Below are 20,280 nucleotides of genomic sequence, written 5' to 3' on the forward strand. Positions count from 1 at the left end.
TGAGCAGCTGGCGGAGCTGGGGCTGCTGCCTCCCCAGCGGGGGGAGGCAGGGGCATGGCCCGCACTTGGCGAAGCGCTTGCGCTCGCCAATCCATCCGCACCCGCCAAACGGCCCTCAGCTAGCGATCGGTCCGTGCTCACCGAGGCGCCTGTACCTAGCGAAGCGCCCGTACCCGCCAAACGGCCCTCAGCTAGCGATCGGTCCGTGCTCACCGAGGCGCCTGTACCTAGCGAAGCGCCCGCACCCGCCAAACGGCCCTCAGCTAGCGATCGGTCCGTGCTCACCGAAGCGTCTGTACCTAGCGAAGCGCCCGCACCCGCCGAACCGTCCTCGCCCGGTAATCCGCCCGTGCTCGTCGAACCGCCCACGCCGGCTGCCTTTCCAGCCGCGCGCGCTGCGCTTACAGCACAGGACTCCGCCGCCATCTCCCCTAGCAGCACACTGCTGGAGGTGAAGTCGCTCGACTTCACCTATCCCGGGGGCAGGCAGGCGCTCCAGGACGTTCATTTTAGCCTGCGCAGCGGCGAGTGGGCACTCCTCACCGGAGCGAACGGCTCTGGCAAAACAACGCTAAGCCGCCTCTTGATGGGTCTGCTGCCCGCACCCAAAGGATGTATAACGTGGCAGGGAGAAGACACAGCCGGCGTTCCAGTTTACCGTATGGCTGAGAAAATCGGTTATGTCTTTCAGCAGCCGGAACATACCTTTACCGCCCCAACAGTGTGGGAAGAACTCACTTACAGTCTGCACGGCGGACTTCCGCAAGCCAGGCGCCCGGAACTTACGGCAGATGAGAAACGGCGTGCAGATGATCTGCTCCGGACTGCCGGTCTTCATCATAAGAACGATGTGTCGCCTTATCTGCTCAGCGGCGGGGAGAAAAGGCTGTTAAGCGTCATCAGTCAATTGATCGTACCCAAAGAGCTTTATATTCTGGATGAACCGACGTCCGGGATGGACTATGCGGGGATAGCCAGACTGATCACATTGTGTCGTTCAACTTGCAATCAGGGCGCGGCTTTGCTAATGATCACACATGATCCAGAGTTGGTGGAAACCGAAGCTGATACCTTGTTGAAATTGCAGGATGGAAAAATGATGTCTGTCCTTCTTGCATCCGAACTACTATAATAGAAATGTTGCGCAAGAAAAAATTCTCTTATTTTTGAAGGGCTTATCCCAAAAATAAGTGCTTGACGATTATAAATTGAATGGGCTACTACAATGATCAAATATGATGTGATATGTAATTTTGTATGTTATACAACATGGGATGAACAGAATGCTTGAATCTATAGATATTGTTGTAGATTTTACAACAATCCTTCATAGGAAGAGGTGAATAAACGATTCCCTCTCCCTATTATTGTATTGCATACAACAATTCGTCTTTCGTCGCTATATCACGGAACAATGTTGTACTTTATACAAAATTCACAGTGTTTGATGATATGAGTAGTCACAGTCACATTCCAAACGTATAGAGGTTCATTCAAGTACCGATATGTCTTAAACATATGGACCGCTGCCATCGTCAGCACTATATTTCGAGTAGAGCCTTGACAAGGAGTCTTTATACTTTCCATTACTATGAGAAGGTCTTTTTACTTGCGTTGTTTCAACAGCCGCTCTTTTTCGAATTTACGAAATACCGAGATGGCTGTTCTTATAGTAAAGGGGACTCATCTAGTGAATACTTTAAACCAGACTAAACGCAGCTATATTCTTGCAGGCATACTGCTGTCGACGTTTCTTGCGGCGATTGAAGGCACGGTTGTGGGACCCGCAGGCCCTGCTATTATCGGTAATTTCGGCAGCGTCAGCCTGATGAGTTGGATTTTCACCTCCTACCTGCTGACGATGGCAGTAACAACTCCGATATTCGGCAAAATCAGCGATTTGTACGGCCGGAAACCTGTATTTTTGTACGGCTCTATGCTGTTCTTGCTCGGTTCTCTACTGTGCGGATTTTCGCAAAGCATGACCCAGCTAATTGTGTTTCGGGCAATTCAGGGTATTGGCGCAGGTGCGGTCATTCCCGTAACCTTTACGATTATAGGGGACATTTATAAACTGGAGGAGCGGGGTAAGATTCAAGGTCTTCTCAGTTCGGTATGGGGGATATCTTCATTGGTAGGCCCGCTGCTTGGAGGCTATTTTGTAGATTACTTGTCCTGGCGCTGGATTTTTGGATTTAACGTGCCGTTTGGGCTCGTTTCCATTTGGCTGATATATCGTTATCTCGATGAAAAGAGGGAGCATCGGCGCGTATCGATCGACTACGCGGGAGCCGGATTGTTTACGGTCGGAATGACTTTGCTGCTCTTCGCTCTAGCAGCTGGCGGACAGACGTATCCATGGTCTTCGCCAATGATGCTTAGCATTATTATTACATCGGTTGTACTGCTGACGGCCTTTCTGTTCGTTGAAGCGCGGGCGAAAGAGCCGATGGTGCCTTTGAAACTGTTCCGAATCCGAGATATCTCGGTGTCTACTCTCGCGAATTTGCTGGTCAGTGCACTGCTGATCGGTCTGACTACCTATTTGCCACTTTGGATTCAGGGTGTCAGGGGCGGTAACGCAACGTTGTCGGGATTGACGCTTGCTCCGATGTCTATCGGTTGGCTAATTGGATCTGTGGCAAGCGGAAGGCTTATCATGAAGGCGGGGTCACGCAAAACAGCTCTCATCGGCGTGATCGGACTTGCCGCAGGCGCTACGGGTCTTGCCTTTACCCATGAGGGAACTCCATTGGTAGCCTTGCTGCTGTATACCTTTGTATACGGTTTGGGCTTCGGTTATATTTCTACGTTGTTCTCGATCATCGCCCAGTCCTCCGTCGGTTATGAGCTGCGTGGAGCTTCCACGGCGCTTAACACGTTCATCCGGACATTGGGGCAGACTGTAGGGGTTGCCGTGTTCGGTACTTGGCTTAACAGCGGTATTGCAAGAAGGATTGCCGAGGAGCCGGCAGGAGCCGGAATCAGCAGCGACGATATTAACAAACTGCTTTCGCCGCATGGCGAGATGAGCCTTCCGGCAGAATCCGGAGGCTTGGTGAAGCAGGTGCTGGAGAGCAGCCTGAACTCGCTTTTTATTTTAATGGCAGTCATTGCACTCGTCTGCTTTGTCATTGTTGCCCGTTACAATAATAGGCCTCCTGAGCCTGAGGACAACACCGAAGAAATCAGAGCTTCAGCCGCTCTCTGATTCAGAATATTATTCATGTAGAAAGGCCGATCCTCTAATTCCTGATTTGGAGTTTAGAGGATCGGCCTTTTGTATGTAATGATAGCGAATTGCTCCTGAAAGCAGTAACCTTTTATGAACAAGCAGTGCCAAATCCGGCGAGGATTCCCCGCCGGTTTGGTTTGTGTATTTTTTCACTTACGCAGTAATGGTGACAATTTTTCCGCCTGTTTCCCAAGTCTTTTCAGAAGGTGGATCATTTGATCCTTCTCTTCTTCAGATAACCCGCTGAGTGCAAAATGAATCCGTTCCGCATACTGAGGGTATTGTTCGTTCATCAGCGCTTCCCCTTCAGGAGTCAGCTCGGCATAAATCACTCTGCGGTCCTTAGGACAAGGCCTACGAAGCAGGTACCCGCGGCTTTCTAGTTTGTCGATTACATAAGTGACGTTTCCGCTTTGCAACAGCAGTTTAGCACCAATTTGTTGAATGGGTTGGGGCCCTTTGTAATATAGCACTTCCATAACCGCAAAAGCTGTTGGATTAAATCCTTCGATTTTGCTGCCGGCTACGGCATGCTCACTTACACTTTTAAATGACTTGGCAAAAACCCGATATAGGTGCAATGACAGCTGTGTATCGCGTTCATGTGACAGAATCATGCTTCTTCCCGCCTTTTTGGTCATGCCATAGATTTCTTGAATATAGATTACTCTAATCTTGGGAATAGAAACATGTGATTTATCACAATTAGACTCTATTTTAGTATTTAAAAATAGAAAGGCCTCATTCCATTTCATTCCTCCGGTCGGTAACAACCTCCTTCCCGAGACCGATCCAAAGTCAGATGTCGATTCATATAATGACATTATTGGTGTTAGAAACGGCAGGGAGAGAAGAATAATGAATCCAAATCTACAAGGGACTGTTAAAGGCGGGCTTACCCGCAATCGAAATTATATGATGCTGATGGCAGCACAGCTCATATCTAATCTGGGAGAGTGGTTATATATTATAGCTCTTCTGACCATGGTAGGATTCAAGTGGAATGCGACCCCGTGGGAGATTACGGCGATAACATTAAGTATGGCGATTCCTGTGCTCATCGGCGGTCCGGTGGCGGGAGTCATCGGTGACCGGTTTGACCGCAAAATGCTGATGATCGTCTCCGATTTGACCCGAGCGCTGATTTTGGTAGGTATCATGTTCTCCGGAAATCTGTGGCAGATTTACGTTCTTCTCGTTCTTAAAGGCATGATGGACGTTCTGTTCTCGCCGGCGAAGAGCGGTAAAGTGAAAGAAGTCGTGCCACCTCAGCACTTGGAGCAAGCCGTAACGATCAGTTCTTCGATGGAGCAGATGATGAAGATAGTAGGGCCGGCACTGGGCGGACTGGTGATGGCGGCTTTTGGGATACAGCAGTGTTTTGTGGTGACTTCCATCACCTTTGTGATATCGGCACTGTTTTTGATCGGAGTTCAAGGGAAGAAGAAGGGCGAATCTTCAGATCTGTCAGCCAATACTTCAGGATCTGAAACCACATCCCATGAGAAGAAGACGTTCCTGCAAGAACTCAGCACTGGTCTATCCGTCATTTACAGTATGCCGCTTCTTCTGAGTGGTCTTGTTACTCTTTGTTCCGTTATGCTGGTGCTTCAGATGGCGGACACCCAGACAGTTACACTGTTCCGAATCATTCCTGGTGTTTCCGATGATCTTCTGGGGTACTGCATTTCAGCTAGCGGATTCGGTACACTGCTCGCGGCACTCATCGTCCGTAAAATATCATGGAGTACGCTGAATAAAATGGGTGTCGGAGCGGCCGCAACAGGTATCGTGTTTGCTTTAGCGGCAGTAGCCGTCGTATCTTCTTTGCCGGAAATGATGGTGTACGTGATTCTCTTTACTGCGTTCTTTCTGGCTGGAGCAGGGGGCGGATTCGTATTTATCCCGTTTCAAATGCTGCTGATGAAGCGGACTCCTGAGCATATGACAAGCCGTGTGTTCGGCACAGTGGGGAGTCTTACGAGTGCAGCTGTCATTGTGGGACCGATGCTTGGAGGCATGCTGGTTACAATGTGGGGTCCGGTCACAACGTTCATCATTTCAGGTTTGGGGACTGCGCTTTTGGGCATGACGCTGCTGATATTAAAAGGACGGATCGAACAGAGAGACCATTCTACCACGAGTGAAAGAAGCCCGCTTCAGGCGGTTACAGAGTCATCACTTTAACTTTTGTTGTAACCGGAATTCTTCTCCTGCGTAATAACTAGAAAATACTTTGTTATGAAACCATAAATTAACAAAATATGAGCAGGAGAGAAGTAGATGATGGAATTCGACAGACAGCACCGGCCGCCGGTGCTGGAGATAGATATTGAGGAAGCTGGTTATGAACCGGGCCGTCCGCGGATTCATGATGTGCATTTTCAAGTGTCTGCAGGAGAGCTGCTTGGCTTGATCGGACCGAATGGAGCAGGGAAAAGTACAACCATCAAGACGGTCATGGGCCTGCTTAAAGACGCTAAGGCTGCTGTGAAGATTGCGGGTGATCCTCCAAGATACGCATATGTGCCTGAACAACCGGTCTTTTATGAAGATCTGACGCTGTGGGAACATCTCGACCTAGCGGCGGCAGCCTTTGGGCTGGAGGAGGAGCGTTTCGAGAAGCAGGCCAATTCTCTATTACAGCAGTTCGGAATGGATCATGTCCGTGACGGGCTGCCTGGTGGATTTTCCAAAGGGATGAAGCAAAAAATGATGCTGATGATCGGGTTTATGGCTCAGCCGGATATTTATATTGTAGATGAGCCTTTTATCGGCCTTGATCCCCGGGCGACTAAAGACTTTCTGGAGCTACTAAACCAGGAGAGACAGCGGGGAGCAGGTATTCTGATGTCCACCCATGTATTGGATACTGCCGAGAAAATTTGTGATTCCTTTGTTCTTATCTCAGGAGGTCGTGTTACTTCCCAGGGAAGCTTGGACGATATTCGTAGTTCCGCCGGATTGCCGGAGGGTTCGTTGTTCGACTGCTTCGATGCCCTGACATGAGGGGAGGAGCATGAAAATGAAAGAGATAGTGGAAATACGACGGAAACCACGTATTCTTTATCCGGGGCAGCTTTTTAGACGAAGAGTGCTTAGCCACTGGAAACATCAGATTTCGGTTATGAAATCGGTGGCAGATTGGACTGTCATGCTGTACATAATTATTCCAGGTCTGCTCCTCGGCGGTGGACTTTATATGGAGCTTTGGACCTCACCACTTCCGGCATGGGTGGAATGGATACCTCAGCAGGCTGCTGCGGCTGCTCTACTGTTTATGTTCTCGGGCAATGTTCTACTGTTTGTTGAGGAAGGTGACATGCTGTTTCTAAGACAGCAACCCCGCTGGATGAAAGGGCTTATGCTAAGGGGAATGGTTTACAGCATAACGGCAACCACCTTAAAAGGTTTGCTGTTCCTGCTTATTGCGCTGCCATTTCTGTACCGGGGATTTCAGCTCGATGCCTGGACTTTGATTGCATGGGGACTGTTAGCCGCCGGAACCGCTTGGTGTAGCAATTTAATGGTTCAGCGAATCCGGGTACGTTTTCTAGGCTTCAAAAAATGGTTATTCTCCAATTTCATGAGATGGTTATCCTATGCCTTCTACCTGACTATATTTACGCTTCTGCCGGGTATGCCGGCATCCGCTGCTGTAACAGGACTGCTCTTGATGGCAGTGGCTGTGTTCCTTATGCGGCTTCGTCTTTCCATGCAGGGAAGCTTTACTGCTGATACGAGGGAAGACGCCCGCATCCGGTTGTGGCTTACGGACAAAGTTCTCGTCCAAGCGGTGGGCAAGCCGCCCCGGATACGCAGTAAGGCATGGCTATTCCGTAGATCCCGCCGGATTTACCGGTCTAATGCTCCGGAAAAGCGGTTTGCTGGAGCAGGTGTCAAAGCCTTTCTCAGGAATCCGGAAAACCTGCTGCTCTATGTCCAATTCTCTGTTGTTGCCATTCCGGCTGTTCTTTTTCCGCCCATTGTTATCAAACTGATTATGTATGGAGCTCTGATGCTTCTTGTATCTTATCTGCTACGTATCAAATGGACCGCTTTTGCGGAAGCAGAGTTCTCATTGGTTCTTCCATTCAGCGGCACACAGCAGATGTCTGCTGGTACTCTGGCAGTCCGTACATTAATGCTCATTCCGGCATTGATCATCTCGCTAGCTTTCAGTTTCTCGATATGGCCGAGCTGGATTGGTCTACTGTCGGCGGTTCCACTGACTCTGATATCTTCTTTTTCTGTTCCTATACTATTTTCTCTGCCATCACTGAAGCGGAAACATTAAACAAGAAAATTGTACGGATTGATTTCGGTTAAATGAACAAGACGCGCCTTCTTCCGCTTGTGCGGACGTAAGGCGCGTCTTTGTTTTAGAGATAAGAGTCAGTTGCGATGCATGGCTGCCGTCTCTGCGGCATGTTTGCCTGCCGTATAACCGGTCGAGAAAGCGGCAGTAATATTGTATCCACCCGTGTAACCATGTATATCCATCACTTCACCACAAAAGAAGAGGCCTGGCATAAGTTTTGATTCCATCGTTTTAGGCTGAATCTCTTTAAGGCTCACACCACCTCCGGTTACGAACGCTTCTTTCAACGAACGGGTGCCACAGGCACGGAAGAGAAATTTCTTCAGGACGGCAGCGAACGAAGAGACAGACGTTTTGGACAAGCCGCTGCAGACCGTATCTCCGTCAATTGTGGCTTTGGAGAGCAGAAGAGGAATCATACGTTCCGGGATCCATCCTTTTATGGCATTTTTAACAGCTTTCTTAGGTTCTTGTTCCAGTCGTTCTTTAAAAGCCGACTCTACTTCACTGAGAGCAAGGTCCGGAAAAAGGTCGATGGCCAGATCGACATTGACGGTATCAAATTTACGCTGGACTTGCCGGATAAACTGGCTGCACCGCAGTGCGATGGGTCCTGAAACACCGAAGTGTGTAAACAGCATATCTCCCCTGTGAGCAATGACTCGTTTGCCTTTAGGGTTCCAGACGGATAGCTCCACATCCCGCAGTGACAGTCCTTGAAGCTCTTTTGAAGCGATCCATGTCTCGGTGGATACAATCGGCACTTCTGTCGGGTACAGCTCTGTTATCGTATGTCCCGCTGTAGCGGCCCAGGGATAACCGTCGCCGGTGGAGCCAGTCTGAGGGACGGATTGTCCTCCTGTAGCAATGATAATGCAGGGTGATTTATAAACTTTCCCCGATTTTAATTCTACTCCGGCAGTCTGCCCGTTCCCATATAAGACCCGCTCGACAGGGCTATTTGTCTTGATTTCAGTGCCGAGCTCCTTTACCTTGCCGACCAGAGCGTTGACCACGCTTGATGCCTTGTCCGAGACGGGGAACATTCGGCCGTTGTCTTCTTCCTTCAATGGAATCCCAAGTCCTTCAAAAAAGGACATAATATCACGGTTGTTCCAGTGCTGAAACGCACTATATAAAAATCGGCCGTTTCCCGGAATATGGGCAATCAGCTCATCGGTTTCCTTAGCATTGGTGACATTGCAGCGTCCGCCTCCGGAAATGCCTAACTTGCGTCCGAGCTTGTCTCCTTTATCAATCAGTAGGACGGATGCACCCCGTTCGGCAGCGGCTACACAAGCCATAAGTCCAGAGGGGCCTCCCCCTACAACAATAACATCGTAATGTGACATGTTTGTTCATAGCTCCTTTGGGGGTGATTCACTAATACATAACCTATTATAAACATATTTCGAGCATATCCCAACCCTTGCGTCTGGGACTGAAGCATGAGGATCCTTTTATTTCCGCATAAATTTACAAGTATTGTAATCTGATGTCGCCTGTGATTTAATCAACAATATCAGAGGCACTGATCAATTGGGGTGATGACGCGTTGTGTTGAATGCATTGAAGGACATTTTGCTGCAGATCATGCTGTCCGGCTTGTTTACCTTTCAGATTCCACTGCTTTTTAGTAAACATCTCAAGCCGCATGGTAAGGATGATAGACTGCAATACCGAAATCTTGTTGTGATAACCTGTGCTATCAGCATTTTGTTTTGTTTCGGTCTGTCCGCAACTTATAAAGGTATGATTCCGATCAACCTGAGTATTCTGCCGCTGTTTGTAGGTATTCTATATGGCAGCAGAACGGCCGGCTTACTATTATCACTTCTTAATATTGGTTGTCATGAGCTTATTTACGGATTTTCCATTTCTGGAATGGTTCTGCATACAGGCCTTCCTGTGTATCCTCTTTTGTTCTTATTTTCTTCCCGATTTAAACGAAGTAACGTAATGGAGAAAATAGGATGTTTATGGACAGGACTCATCCCTGCCCTGATTGTCATCGTAGCTTCCCCCGTTTTAGAAGATGGGATCAGTAACACCTCACACAATTCAGAAACAATCCTAATGACTCTCTTGTATGTTCTTCTCAGTATTTTTAATGGAGCACTTCTTATTTATTTTATTGAATTAATGTATAACCGACTATTCATAAATCTCCCGGAAGAGTTTGACCCTTTGCTGCAGCAAATAATAGACATGGTGCCTTTGGGAGTGGCTGTTGTGGACAGGAAAGGGAATGTCGCCATGTTGAACGAGCAGCTGGTTATTAGTTACAAGCAGACTTATCCTCATGCCAATGGTGATAATATTATCGGTCGGGCTTTTTATGGGATGTTTGAAGGCACCACGCAGCAAGATTATTTGAAACGCAGAATCGTTCAAGCTCTTCAAGGATTTCGTTCTAGTGAAGAGATTGTACGCAATGGTATGAATATATACTCAATAGGAGTCTTTCCGCTTTTTAATGAAGGAACACAGCAAATCGAAGGTGCAGTAGCGATCATACATGATATTACTGAACTGGAGAGGCTTAAGAGTGAGTTCATAAATATTGAACGGCTTAGCTTGGTCGGACAAATGGCTGCCAGCATTACACACGAAATTCGAAATCCTATGGCCGTGGTAAGAGGCTTTCTTCAATTGATGAAAGAGAAGAGTCCGGATACGTTAGATCATTATTACCGGATCGTGATGGAGGAGCTGGACCGTGCCAATGGAATTATTAGTGATTTCTTATCTTTGGCTCAGAACCGGATTGCTGAAAAGGAAGAATGTCATCTCCATGATATCATCCATGAACTGAGTCCTCTGTTGTGGGCGGATGCCAACCTTCGGGGACAGAGCATTGATCTGAGGCTAGGCAGCTATATTCCGAGCCTTCATCTTAACTCTAAAGAGATGAAACAGCTGATCTTGAATCTATGCCGTAATGGCATGGAAGCTATGGATGATAAGGGAGTGCTGACTATCGAGACACACTTGGTCGGGGAGACAGTGGAGATGCGTGTGAAAGATACGGGGCCCGGCATTCCCAAGGATAAGCTGGATCGTTTATTTGAGCCTTTCTTTACGACGAAAAGCAAGGGAACGGGTCTGGGTCTCGCTCTATGCATGAGCATTGTGCAGCGTCATCATAGTACCATCTCCGTACAATCAGAGGAGGGAGTAGGTACTATATTTACGGTCTCCTTTCCGATAGCCGAAACGGATAAAGAACCTTTACTAAAGCCATAATAAGGCGAGAATATCGGTAAAGGAGGTCATGGCATGAACAAGAATGATTCCAAACAGCAGGAACAACAGAAGCAAGAGAATAAGCACCGCAAGGGTGAAACGATTACAGACAAGAAGCTGGATGGCATTAATCATCCTTCAACTTAAGACGTCAAGCGATCAAATAAGTAGGATAGGGCGGAATCCTTTCATGAGTACCGCCCTGTTTTCTGCTTATCTTGCTTTCATCCATCGGGATTGTATAATATAGAATAGCGGAAAGCTGTTATTATATTTGACAACTTGTTTATATAAGGAGTGAAAGTAGCATGGGTATGTCTTTTGACCGGTATATGCGTGATATGGTTCAACCGATGCGGGATGAACTGACGGAACTAGGTATCCGGGAATTGAAAACACCGGAAGAGGTAGAGGAAGTATTGCCAACGGCGAAGGGTACGACCCTTGTTGTTGTTAACTCGGTCTGCGGATGTGCTGCAGGTCAAGCGCGTCCGGGTGTAGCCCACGCGCTCCAGCACGAAGTGAAGCCGGATCATCTGTGTACGGTTTTTGCCGGCCAAGATAAGGAAGCAACAGCGAAAGCACGTGAGTATTTCGCTCCATATCCGCCTTCTTCACCTTCAATTGCTTTATTAAAGGATGGAGAACTGGTACATTTTATCGAGCGTCATCAGGTAGAGAATCGTTCTGCTGAAGAAATTGCAGCGGATCTCACGGATGCGTTTGATCGTTACTGCCGTTAATCGTCAGTGATCATTAGGCCCCGGAGCATTCGGCAATATTCGAAGCCTCGGGGCTTTTCTGGTTCATCCGCTGTTGTTCATTATGAAAGGAGTTCTGGACATGAGCTTACAAGAACAAATCATTGCCGAATTAGGTGTGAAATCTTCCATTAATGTGGAGCAGGAAGTAAGGAAACGGGTCGAATTTTTGAAATCATACGTAAAAGATTCCGGAGCATCCGGATTACTGATTGCCATCAGCGGTGGGTTGGACAGCGCTGTCGCAACCGGGCTGTGTAAGCGGGCCACGGATGAGCTTACAGAAGAACTGGGCAAGGAGTACAAAACCCTTGGCGTGTTTCAACCATACGGGACACAAGCAGATATTGAGCACAGCTATGAAACGGCTAAAGCGTTTGACCTTAAATATACGGTGGAAACAAATATCGAGGATGCGGTGAACGAGGTTGCGCTTGAGGTGGAGCACGGTTTGAAAAATATAGGGGTTCACCAGCATATTAGCATTCCCGGCAAGGGGAATGTGAAGGCTAGAATCCGGATGGTTGTACAATATGCGTTGTCGTTTGAGCAAAATTTGCTCGTTGTCGGTACCGATCATGCCTCGGAAGCAATTACAGGATTCTATACCAAGTGGGGAGACGGCGCTGTTGATATTACGCCGCTCAGCACGCTGAACAAGCGCCAAGTGAAGCAGCTCGGCTCTTATTTGGGTGTACCGCAGTCGGTGCTGGATAAAGCACCTACAGCAGGCCTGTGGGAAGGACAGACCGACGAGAAAGAACTGGGTATTAGCTATGAGGATAATAGTGATTACCTTGAAGGAAAGGAAATCGCTCCTGAAGCCCGCGAGAAATTGGAGAGCTTTTTCCGTAGAACGGCTCATAAACGAAACGCCATTCCGGGAATCTAATACCGATTCCCGACAAAGGCCCCGGGAGATATTCTTCCGGGGTTTTATTTTTGCTTATAAAAATGTAAAATATCTTTGACATTTTGGAAGTTAATATGCTATGATCGGAATGTAAAAACTTTTTGACATTGGAGTCTGCCATGGAAAACCGAATTCACGAATTGCGTAAACAAATCCGAATGTCGCAGGAAGAACTGGCAAAGGCTTGCGGAGTATCACGTCAGACGATTAATGCCATTGAAAATAACAAGTATGACCCAAGCCTGCAGCTTGCCTTTCAGTTGTCCAAAACGCTTGGTATTACCGTTGACGATCTGTTTCGGCCTGATTAAAGGTCAGGCAGCGGATATGTTCTGAAGACAGGGGGATGTATATGGGGAAAAGTATGAAAAAATTCTCTACCAAAGGATGGGTCGTACTTGTTTTTGGTGTGACGTCTCTGATTGTTATCGGCTTTACACTCTGGAAATGGCTGAGCGGTCAAGAAGTCGGGTTTAACGAGTGGGGCAGCATCGCCATTGTACTTTCCGCTTTTTTGGGTGCCATGACCTGGGGGTCGAAGGGAGATCCTGAGCACATTTCACCGGAAGAAGAACTTGGGCGGCATATCTCTTCGCAGAGCTTCAAGGCTTCATACTTTATTTTGCTTGCCTTGGCTCTGATCGTACTTGTTATTGAAAAGATAGCATACGCTCATGATAATATCGGAGTCATTGCTGTGCTGTTACTGGGTATTATTGTTCTGCCGGCAACAGAGTATGTCGTTTCGCGAAAGTTCCGATAAACCTGTTTGATGTATAAGGGGAAGACTGCCGTCCAAGTAGTCTTCCCTTTTGATTGAAATGCAGTTTGCTTATTGTATTATATTGACAAATATAGTTGAGGCTCTCGCGTAGATAACAGGTGACTGTTACAATAGGAAAGTATGTATTAATTAAGACCGGATTTTAAAGGGAAGGAGCGATAACGGTGATTTATGGAATCGGACATGATGTGCTAGAAATAAGGCGTGTTGCTCTGCTGATGGAAGGCCCCCACGGTCAAAAGTTTATGGAACGTGTCTTGACAAGAGCAGAACGTACTTTAGCTGAGAACAAGGGTGGAAGCCGTACGGAATTTGTTGCCGGACGTTTTGCAGCAAAGGAGGCCGTAAGCAAGGCTTTTGGCTGTGGAATTGGGAGTATGATCGGTTTTTGGGATATAGAGATACTGCCGGACAAGCAGGGAAAGCCGGTTGTCACGTTATCAGCTTCAGCTTGGTCCCGATTGGGAATTAGCGAACCGGGTCATTATGCGCTGCATTTGACCATCTCGCATCAGACTGAGCTGGCGTCTGCTTTTTCGGTCGTCGAGAAGCTCTAGGATAAGTAAGGTTGCACAAAAGGAGATAACAACAGATGAATAACATAGAGCAACAACGATTTTTCAGTCGAGAGCTGCTGGACTGGTATGGGCGCAACAAAAGGGATTTGCCCTGGAGGCGGCACCGTAATCCATACTACATTTGGATCTCGGAAATTATGCTGCAGCAGACCCGTGTGGATACGGTCATTCCTTATTTCAACCGGTTTATTGAAAGGTTCCCAACGGTAGAGTCGTTAGCTGATGCGCCGGAGGACGAAGTCCTTAAATGCTGGGAAGGATTAGGATACTATTCGAGGGCCCGCAATTTGCAGCATGCTGCCCGGCAGGTGAAAGAGCAGTATGGTGGAATCATGCCGAGTGGCAAGGAGGAAGTGTTCGGGTTGAAGGGAGTAGGCCCGTATACAGCCGGAGCGATCCGGAGCATTGCCTTTAACATTCCGGCACCTGCCGTGGACGGTAATGTGATGAGAGTGCTGTCCCGCTATTTTTTGATTGAAGAAGATATTATGAAGGGAAGCACCCGTTCACATATGGAGGATCTCGTCGTCCGTTTGATCCCGGAAGGCAGGGCATCTGATTTCAATCAAGGACTGATGGAGCTCGGAGCGCTCGTATGCACACCGAAATCTCCGAAATGTCTCACCTGCCCGGTGATGGAGCACTGTGCTGGTCGTATAGAAGGGAAAGAGGAGTCACTTCCGATTAAGACCAAAGCCAAACCTCCCCGCCCTGAGTATCGGGTGACAGCGATTGTTGAAGGCAAGGATGAGCATGCAGGGAAGGTATTCATTCGCAAGCGCCCGGCAACCGGTCTGCTGGCTGGGATGTGGGAGCTGCCTCATGTGTCCGTTTCGCCGGAAGGAGGGGCAGCACTCGCTTCCCTGCCGGACGAAGCTGCTATGGACAGGCTTGCCGGAGAGCTGAAGGGCGAAGGTATCCCGATTACACCGATTGCTCATTTTATGAACGCTGAGCATACGTTCAGCCATATTCATTGGAATATGCGGGTATTCCGCTGTCAGTGGCGCGATATAGGGAACAACCATTTGTATGCTGCTGAAAGTGCAGCTTCCTATGAGGTGGACTTAACCCTGGTAGGAGCGGCTGAGGGAGAGTCCGGCAGAGACGTTCCATTTCGCTGGATTTCTCCGGACGACATGGAATTTTACGCTTTTCCGAATGTGTTCCTTCGAATATTAAATCAATATTTTTCATCTATGCAGAAATAACTTGGTTAAGAGAGGACATGGCAGGTAGCAAGAGATCCGCAATTGATATATCTAATATTTGAATGAGCTGCTGTTATGATCAAGCATGATGGGCTAAGTGGGGGTGTCCCAAAAGGTCCATTGAATTGGGACGCCCCCTCTGTCATGTTGTATTTTATACAACATTGGAGAAGCAAAATGCCTGAACCTACTGATATTGGTGTAGATTATACAACAATTCCTCCTGGTAAGAGGAAAATCAATGATTTCCAATCCGGATTGCTGTATTCCATACAACAATTCGGCCTTCGCCGCGGTATGACGTAATAAAGTTGCATTTTATACAACATTCGCACCGCGTCCAGCTCCCAGCGCAGCGGTGATGTTGTTACATTACGATGATCGACCCCAAATCCTGTTGAAAGACTAAATTCGTTATACTGTCATCTTTAACATATACATAGCATTGTTATAGTTCAACATGGGGAGAAGTGGTACCTATGCATGGATGGAAAAACCCGCTGCTGTACATATTCGGAATTGGTGTGTCCAACCTGGGAAATTGGATTTACTTGGTGGCTATAAACCTGTTGGTATTAAGAATAACCGGCTCACCGGCCGCAGTGGCTGGCATGTTCATTATCAGGCCGCTGGCTGTACTGCTCACAAACTCCTGGTCTGGCAGCATCATAGACCGGGTTAACAAGCGAAAATTAATGATAGCAGCTGATTGTATAAGGGGTCTGCTCATTTTTGTTATCCCTTGGCTGGATTCGATATGGGCTATTTACAGTATTATGTTTTTAATCAGCATCACCGGTGCGTTTTTCGGTCCGACCTCCATGACGTACGTTACCAAACTGGTGCCACCGGAGAACCGCAAACAGTTTAATTCCTGGTTCAGCTTCACAACTTCGGGAGCCGCGCTTCTCGGACCGGCAATTTCTGGTCTGCTTATTATGTATATGGATATTCGTGTAAGTATTATCATCAATGCGGTTTCATTTTTCGTTTGTGCGTTGGTGATCTACTTTCTGCCGGACGTGGACCAGGGGGATGATGCTGTGAAAATAAGTGATCGGATTAGCCTGCGAACGATTATTGGGGATTGGGCACGGGTTATTAGCTATGGGAAATCAGCTAAATATTTCATTCTCATTTATTTATTGTTCCAGTCGGTTATGATGTTCAGTTTTGCGCTGGATTCCCAGGAGGCTACCTTTATCAAGCAGGTGATACATCTGGATGACCGGAATTACGGATTGCTGATCAGCGTGGCCGGCGCCGGATATTTAGCCGGCTCCACGGCTGCCGCACTGACCTCCCGGCGGATGTCGCTGAGGATGATGATCAGTCTGGGGATTTTGTTCTCTAGCGTAGGATATGCGATGTTTTATTCTGCTTCCGGCTTTGTCATGGCGGCAATAGGATTTATCGTATTCGGTTTTTTCTCATCTTTCGCGAATACCGGCTACTCCACGTTTTTTCAAAATAGCGTTCCGGTAGAGATGATGGGCAGATTTAGCAGTACGGCGAGTCTTCTGGAAGGGATTGCCCAAATCCTGCTAACTCTCCTATTGGGCTTTGCGGCAGAGCTGCTGTCGGTTCAGGTCGTGTGCCTGATCGGAGCGCTCCTTGCGACTGTCATTTCCGCTTTCCTGTGCTTCGTGATCTATATTCCGTCAAAAAGCTCTCATTACGAGACCCAAACATCAAGCGCGAACGCTACGTAAATTCTTAGCAATTCGAAGATGATCAGAGCCGCCGACACTTCGGTCATTACGCTTAACTGCGTAAATGACCGGAGTGTTTTTTTAGCCGAAAAAACATAAAAAATAAAATTAAATTTTAAACCATATCTATGTGACTCAAATCACAAGGCTTGAATTCATTCAAATCTACAATGAGGTTAGTAAATGATAAGCATTCTCATGGAGGGAACAGTATGGATAATCCGAGAACGATTGAATTGGACGTGCGCCCGCATTTAAAAAACAAAATTGAACCGTTGCAAATCATTATGGATACCGTAAAATCCTTGAATAAAAACGATACATTCGTGTTGCATGTTACTTTTAAACCGACACCGCTTCTGATGTTGATGAAGAGAAAAGGATACCAGCACACGGTCCAAAAAGCAGAAAAGGATCATTGGATTGCAACCTTTGTCCATAAGAGTTCAAATCTGAAGGAAGCAGGTGGAATTCAAGAAAAGGAAGCGGCTCCGCAAATGGAGCATTCCGATCCGACCGGAAACGGACAGGGAGAGGTTTACTTTTTGGATAACCGCGGTCTTGAGCAGCCGACACCGATGATACGAACGCTCAAGCAGCTGGAGAAAGCGAAGTCGGGAGATAAGGTTACGATTCACAATGATCGAGTACCCATGTTTCTTATAGAAGAGCTGCAGTCACTCGGATATGCTTATGAGATTGAGGAGCAACAGGACGGGACTGCCGTGGTGACCATTCACAAAACGTGATGGGGTGAAGGATATGTTTCGATTGCCGTTTACATTTATAGTCACGGGCATGATCAGTTTCGTGCTTTTTCATTTTCTTACTTTCGCCGATTTTTCGGGATGGATCCAGAGCGAACCCAGATCCCCGGACGGGTGGTTTCATATCCACCTGCTCGTCTTGGGATGGGCGACCATGATTGCTATGGGCGCAGTATACCAGCTGATCAATGTGGTCCTGCAGACCAAACTGCACAGCAAGCGATTAGGTTATATACATTACGGTCTATTTACAATTGGAACATTGGGGCTTCTTGCCGGTTTTGATCATTTTAACACCAAATGGATTGCGGCATTTGCAACCTTGGCTTTTGCGGGCATTCTTCTGTTCGCCTGGAACGTAGGCGCTACGATTATAAAAGCGAAACAATGGAACCCGGTAACCATCAGCACGGCATGCGCGATCATTTATTTATGCCTTGCCGCCTTAACCGGAATGCTGATGGGGATGGATTTTAAATTCAATTTCCTGGGCATCTACCACATGAAGCTGCTTGGGGCTCATATTTGGCTTGGCACCATAGGCTGGTTCGGCTTATTGGTTACGGGCTTCAGCTATAAATTGCTTCCTATGTTTTATTTGGCACACCAGTATCCGGTATCTTTGCAAAAATGGGTGCTGGGCTTCTGGAATGCCGCTGTTTGGCTGGGCTGTTACGGATTCTTAAGCGGCAAAGCCATGTTTAATGCGGTTGCTTTCATTGTCCTGATCGTCGCTTTGTCCCTGTACAATGTCCACATTGGGCAAATCATGAAACACAAGCATAAAAAATCAGCCGGTGCAGGCATTGAATGGACGGTATGGTCGGCCAGAGTGCTGCTGGTACTTGTCATTATGGGGACGGCGGCCGTCCTGTATAACGCTGAGCTGGCTCATCAAACCTCGTTCATTGTGTTTATGCTCTGGTCCTATTTATATGGCTGGGTAGCGGTCACCATTATGGGATATCTTTCGAAAATCGTTCCTTTTCTCTGGTGGACCTACAAGTATGGACCTAAGGCGGGAAAAACAAAGGTGCCGACCATGGCCCAGCTGCTGCCGGAAAGACCCGTCCATATCGGTTTGTCGGCAGTCGTGCTGTGCATGGCCGGATTACTGGCGGGTTTAAGCACGAACAACCCGGTCATGATTATGATTTCGGGAATGTTGCTCTCGGTTGCGGCAGTAATGTACATGATCCGGATCGGATATGTTTTCACAAGATAAGTCATGAGGATCGATGAAATTATTAACTAAATGAAGAGGTGTGGTTTATATATGCTGACAATATATAGTGATTCCGGGCGTATGGAGCGTATTTTGGACCGTTTGCGTGAGGTCTACGACCCTGAACTGGGGATCAATATCATTGACCTGGGCCTGGTTTACGAGGTTCGCTGCGCTCAAGAAGAGGTTTGTGTGGTCATGACTCTGACCACTCCGGGTTGCCCCATGCATGACATGATGGTGTCAGGTGTTGAAAGTGCGTTAAGTGAACTGCCGGATGTCGCTGACGTTCATGTCCAGGTCGTCTGGGAGCCGCAGTGGACTCCCGAAATGATGTCGAATGATGCGAAAGAGGAACTAGGGTTTTAAACCTTTATAGAAAGGAGGAGCGGGCATGTTAACTTTCAAACGGGCAGCTGCCATTATCATCCTTCTTTCGATGTGCTCTGCTGTTATATTGGCTTGGAAAGAGGCTGAATTGGATAAAACCGTGCAGCCGGCCGATACAGCATTGAATCAGACTCCCGTCGATCCGGAGATCTACCGGGAAGGGAACGATGTCTTTATTGAGATGACGGCTCATGTGACCAATATTGAAATATCCAAAGGGGTTACCTATAACGCCTGGACATTTAACGGAACAGTTCCTGGTCCGGTACTGCGAGTAAAAGAGGGGGATACGATTCACTTCACACTTCGGAATCTCGATCCGGATACGCCGCATTCCATGGATTTTCACGCAGTACATGCATCCCCGTCGAAAAAGTTCATCGATATCCATCCCGGTGAAGAAGGCACGTTTGAATATAAGGCCGAAAACCCCGGCGTATTTATGTACCACTGTGGGACGAAGCCGGTTCTGCTTCATATCGCTAACGGAATGTATGGGATGATCATTGTCGAACCCAAGGACGGTTATCCGACGGATGCGGAAATCGATCGTGAGTATACGATCGTGCAGAGCGAGTTTTATACAGGCGACGTCTATAACAGCTCCCTGCATGAGGATCCTGCCTATGTTGTTTTTAACGGTAATGACTATGGGCTTAAGGAGCGTCCGCTTCTTGCAAAAACCGGGGATAAGGTTAGGCTGTATGTGAACAATGCCGGACCGAACCAGGTAAGCTCTTTTCATATCATCGGAACCGTGATGGACAGGGTCTACGTAGACGGTAATCCACGAAACGTTTTGGAAGGAATACAAACTGTTATACTGCCGGCCAGCGGCGGAGCGGTGGTCGAGTTTACGGTTATGGAGGAGGGAGACTATCCCATAGTTACCCATCAGTTTAAAGACGCACAGAAAGGAGCCGTTGCCATCCTTCGGGTAACCAAAGACGGGAAGGATTCAAGAAAGACGGAATAAACCAAGTTAATGCAGATATTCGCCCAGTTCAATTTGAAACGATGAAATCACCTCACTGTCATTTTGCACAGGAGGTGATTTTGTTTCACTAGAAATGAAACAAAGTTGTATTTGTTTCATAAAAACAACAAGTAAACACCTTTTTTTTTATGTAATATAAG

Annotated in this window: 20 protein-coding genes; 18 read left to right on the forward strand and 2 right to left on the reverse strand. The window is 47.6% G+C overall.

Going from position 1 to position 20,280, the window contains the following annotated elements; all coding sequences use genetic code 11:
- Positions 1–277 precede the first annotated feature (277 nt).
- On the forward strand, positions 278–1,132 hold the full coding sequence (locus tag MNQ98_RS04025; RefSeq protein WP_241933841.1) for an energy-coupling factor ABC transporter ATP-binding protein: 855 nt from the start codon (positions 278–280) through the stop codon (positions 1,130–1,132).
- A 558-nt stretch (positions 1,133–1,690) separates the two neighbouring features.
- The gene (locus tag MNQ98_RS04030; RefSeq protein ID WP_241932027.1) at positions 1,691–3,211 is read left to right on the forward strand and encodes an MDR family MFS transporter; all 1,521 of its coding nucleotides are present in this window, start codon (positions 1,691–1,693) and stop codon (positions 3,209–3,211) included.
- 173 nt (positions 3,212–3,384) lie between these two features.
- Here the strand turns inward: MNQ98_RS04030 and MNQ98_RS04035 are convergent, their stop codons facing one another.
- Positions 3,385–3,852 carry a MarR family winged helix-turn-helix transcriptional regulator gene (locus tag MNQ98_RS04035; protein ID WP_208920745.1) on the reverse strand — a complete coding sequence of 156 codons (468 nt, stop codon included), beginning with the start codon at positions 3,850–3,852 and terminating at the stop codon, positions 3,385–3,387.
- Positions 3,853–4,093: 241 nt separating this feature from the next.
- On the opposite strand from MNQ98_RS04035, the gene MNQ98_RS04040 reads away from it, so the two are divergent.
- The 3 genes from MNQ98_RS04040 (at position 4,094) to MNQ98_RS04050 (ending at position 7,532) form a co-directional block, all read left to right on the forward strand.
- Positions 4,094–5,422 (forward strand): MFS transporter, encoded by a 1,329-nt coding sequence (locus MNQ98_RS04040; RefSeq protein WP_241932028.1) that lies wholly within the window; start codon positions 4,094–4,096, stop codon positions 5,420–5,422.
- 96 nt (positions 5,423–5,518) lie between these two features.
- On the forward strand, positions 5,519–6,244 hold the full coding sequence (locus MNQ98_RS04045) for an ABC transporter ATP-binding protein (protein WP_241932029.1): 726 nt from the start codon (positions 5,519–5,521) through the stop codon (positions 6,242–6,244).
- Positions 6,245–6,260: 16 nt separating this feature from the next.
- Positions 6,261–7,532, forward strand: a complete 1,272-nt coding sequence (locus tag MNQ98_RS04050) for an ABC transporter permease (protein WP_241932030.1) — start codon at positions 6,261–6,263, stop codon at positions 7,530–7,532.
- Between the two features lie 98 nt (positions 7,533–7,630).
- On the opposite strand, the gene MNQ98_RS04055 is transcribed toward MNQ98_RS04050, so the two are convergent.
- On the reverse strand, positions 7,631–8,908 hold the full coding sequence (locus MNQ98_RS04055; protein ID WP_241932031.1) for a BaiN/RdsA family NAD(P)/FAD-dependent oxidoreductase: 1,278 nt from the start codon (positions 8,906–8,908) through the stop codon (positions 7,631–7,633).
- 205 nt (positions 8,909–9,113) lie between these two features.
- On the opposite strand from MNQ98_RS04055, the gene MNQ98_RS04060 reads away from it, so the two are divergent.
- The 13 genes from MNQ98_RS04060 (at position 9,114) to MNQ98_RS04115 (ending at position 20,119) form a co-directional block, all read left to right on the forward strand.
- Entirely contained in the window at positions 9,114–10,802 is a 1,689-nt protein-coding gene (locus tag MNQ98_RS04060; RefSeq protein ID WP_241932032.1) for a two-component system sensor histidine kinase NtrB, read from the forward strand.
- Positions 10,803–11,110: 308 nt separating this feature from the next.
- Entirely contained in the window at positions 11,111–11,545 is a 435-nt protein-coding gene (locus tag MNQ98_RS04065) for a BrxA/BrxB family bacilliredoxin (RefSeq protein WP_208915847.1), read from the forward strand.
- Between the two features lie 100 nt (positions 11,546–11,645).
- Positions 11,646–12,455, forward strand: a complete 810-nt coding sequence (nadE, locus tag MNQ98_RS04070) for an ammonia-dependent NAD(+) synthetase (protein ID WP_241932033.1) — start codon at positions 11,646–11,648, stop codon at positions 12,453–12,455.
- Positions 12,456–12,595: 140 nt separating this feature from the next.
- Positions 12,596–12,787: a helix-turn-helix transcriptional regulator gene (locus MNQ98_RS04075; RefSeq protein WP_208915845.1), complete on the forward strand. Its 192-nt coding sequence runs from the start codon at positions 12,596–12,598 to the stop codon at positions 12,785–12,787.
- 41 nt (positions 12,788–12,828) lie between these two features.
- A complete protein-coding gene (locus tag MNQ98_RS04080; RefSeq protein ID WP_241932034.1) occupies positions 12,829–13,239 on the forward strand; it encodes a hypothetical protein in 411 nt (136 codons plus the stop codon).
- Between the two features lie 185 nt (positions 13,240–13,424).
- Positions 13,425–13,817: a holo-ACP synthase gene (acpS, locus tag MNQ98_RS04085; RefSeq protein ID WP_241932035.1), complete on the forward strand. Its 393-nt coding sequence runs from the start codon at positions 13,425–13,427 to the stop codon at positions 13,815–13,817.
- Between the two features lie 35 nt (positions 13,818–13,852).
- Positions 13,853–15,049, forward strand: a complete 1,197-nt coding sequence (gene mutY, locus MNQ98_RS04090) for an A/G-specific adenine glycosylase (RefSeq protein ID WP_241932036.1) — start codon at positions 13,853–13,855, stop codon at positions 15,047–15,049.
- A gap of 177 nt (positions 15,050–15,226) precedes the next feature.
- The gene (locus MNQ98_RS29605; protein WP_277883726.1) at positions 15,227–15,355 is read left to right on the forward strand and encodes a hypothetical protein; all 129 of its coding nucleotides are present in this window, start codon (positions 15,227–15,229) and stop codon (positions 15,353–15,355) included.
- A 173-nt stretch (positions 15,356–15,528) separates the two neighbouring features.
- Positions 15,529–16,761 (forward strand): MFS transporter, encoded by a 1,233-nt coding sequence (locus tag MNQ98_RS04095; protein WP_241932037.1) that lies wholly within the window; start codon positions 15,529–15,531, stop codon positions 16,759–16,761.
- A gap of 212 nt (positions 16,762–16,973) precedes the next feature.
- Complete coding sequence (locus MNQ98_RS04100; RefSeq protein ID WP_241932038.1) at positions 16,974–17,510, forward strand: DUF2249 domain-containing protein; 537 nt, start codon at positions 16,974–16,976, stop codon at positions 17,508–17,510.
- 13 nt (positions 17,511–17,523) lie between these two features.
- Positions 17,524–18,753, forward strand: a complete 1,230-nt coding sequence (locus MNQ98_RS04105; RefSeq protein WP_241932039.1) for a hypothetical protein — start codon at positions 17,524–17,526, stop codon at positions 18,751–18,753.
- Between the two features lie 51 nt (positions 18,754–18,804).
- Entirely contained in the window at positions 18,805–19,122 is a 318-nt protein-coding gene (locus tag MNQ98_RS04110; RefSeq protein ID WP_241932040.1) for a metal-sulfur cluster assembly factor, read from the forward strand.
- A 25-nt stretch (positions 19,123–19,147) separates the two neighbouring features.
- Complete coding sequence (locus tag MNQ98_RS04115; RefSeq protein WP_241932041.1) at positions 19,148–20,119, forward strand: multicopper oxidase domain-containing protein; 972 nt, start codon at positions 19,148–19,150, stop codon at positions 20,117–20,119.
- The last annotated feature ends 161 nt before the right edge of the window (positions 20,120–20,280 follow it).

The sequence above is a fragment of the Paenibacillus sp. N3/727 genome (assembly GCF_022637315.1).
Lineage (GTDB): Bacteria > Bacillota > Bacilli > Paenibacillales > Paenibacillaceae > Paenibacillus_AQ > Paenibacillus_AQ uliginis.

Coding starts and splice junctions, on each gene's coding strand:
- nadE (WP_241932033.1), top strand. CDS start 11,646: ATGAGCTTACAAGAACAAATCATTGCCGAATTAGGTGTGAAATCTTCC.
- MNQ98_RS04040 (WP_241932028.1), top strand. CDS start 4,094: ATGAATCCAAATCTACAAGGGACTGTTAAAGGCGGGCTTACCCGCAAT.
- MNQ98_RS04065 (WP_208915847.1), top strand. CDS start 11,111: ATGGGTATGTCTTTTGACCGGTATATGCGTGATATGGTTCAACCGATG.
- MNQ98_RS04045 (WP_241932029.1), top strand. CDS start 5,519: ATGATGGAATTCGACAGACAGCACCGGCCGCCGGTGCTGGAGATAGAT.
- MNQ98_RS04080 (WP_241932034.1), top strand. CDS start 12,829: ATGGGGAAAAGTATGAAAAAATTCTCTACCAAAGGATGGGTCGTACTT.
- MNQ98_RS04110 (WP_241932040.1), top strand. CDS start 18,805: ATGCTGACAATATATAGTGATTCCGGGCGTATGGAGCGTATTTTGGAC.
- MNQ98_RS04050 (WP_241932030.1), top strand. CDS start 6,261: ATGAAAGAGATAGTGGAAATACGACGGAAACCACGTATTCTTTATCCG.
- MNQ98_RS04105 (WP_241932039.1), top strand. CDS start 17,524: ATGTTTCGATTGCCGTTTACATTTATAGTCACGGGCATGATCAGTTTC.
- MNQ98_RS04115 (WP_241932041.1), top strand. CDS start 19,148: ATGTTAACTTTCAAACGGGCAGCTGCCATTATCATCCTTCTTTCGATG.
- MNQ98_RS04075 (WP_208915845.1), top strand. CDS start 12,596: ATGGAAAACCGAATTCACGAATTGCGTAAACAAATCCGAATGTCGCAG.
- MNQ98_RS04100 (WP_241932038.1), top strand. CDS start 16,974: ATGGATAATCCGAGAACGATTGAATTGGACGTGCGCCCGCATTTAAAA.
- MNQ98_RS04055 (WP_241932031.1), bottom strand. CDS start 8,908: ATGTCACATTACGATGTTATTGTTGTAGGGGGAGGCCCCTCTGGACTT.
- MNQ98_RS29605 (WP_277883726.1), top strand. CDS start 15,227: ATGCCTGAACCTACTGATATTGGTGTAGATTATACAACAATTCCTCCT.
- mutY (WP_241932036.1), top strand. CDS start 13,853: ATGAATAACATAGAGCAACAACGATTTTTCAGTCGAGAGCTGCTGGAC.
- MNQ98_RS04095 (WP_241932037.1), top strand. CDS start 15,529: ATGCATGGATGGAAAAACCCGCTGCTGTACATATTCGGAATTGGTGTG.
- MNQ98_RS04035 (WP_208920745.1), bottom strand. CDS start 3,852: ATGATTCTGTCACATGAACGCGATACACAGCTGTCATTGCACCTATAT.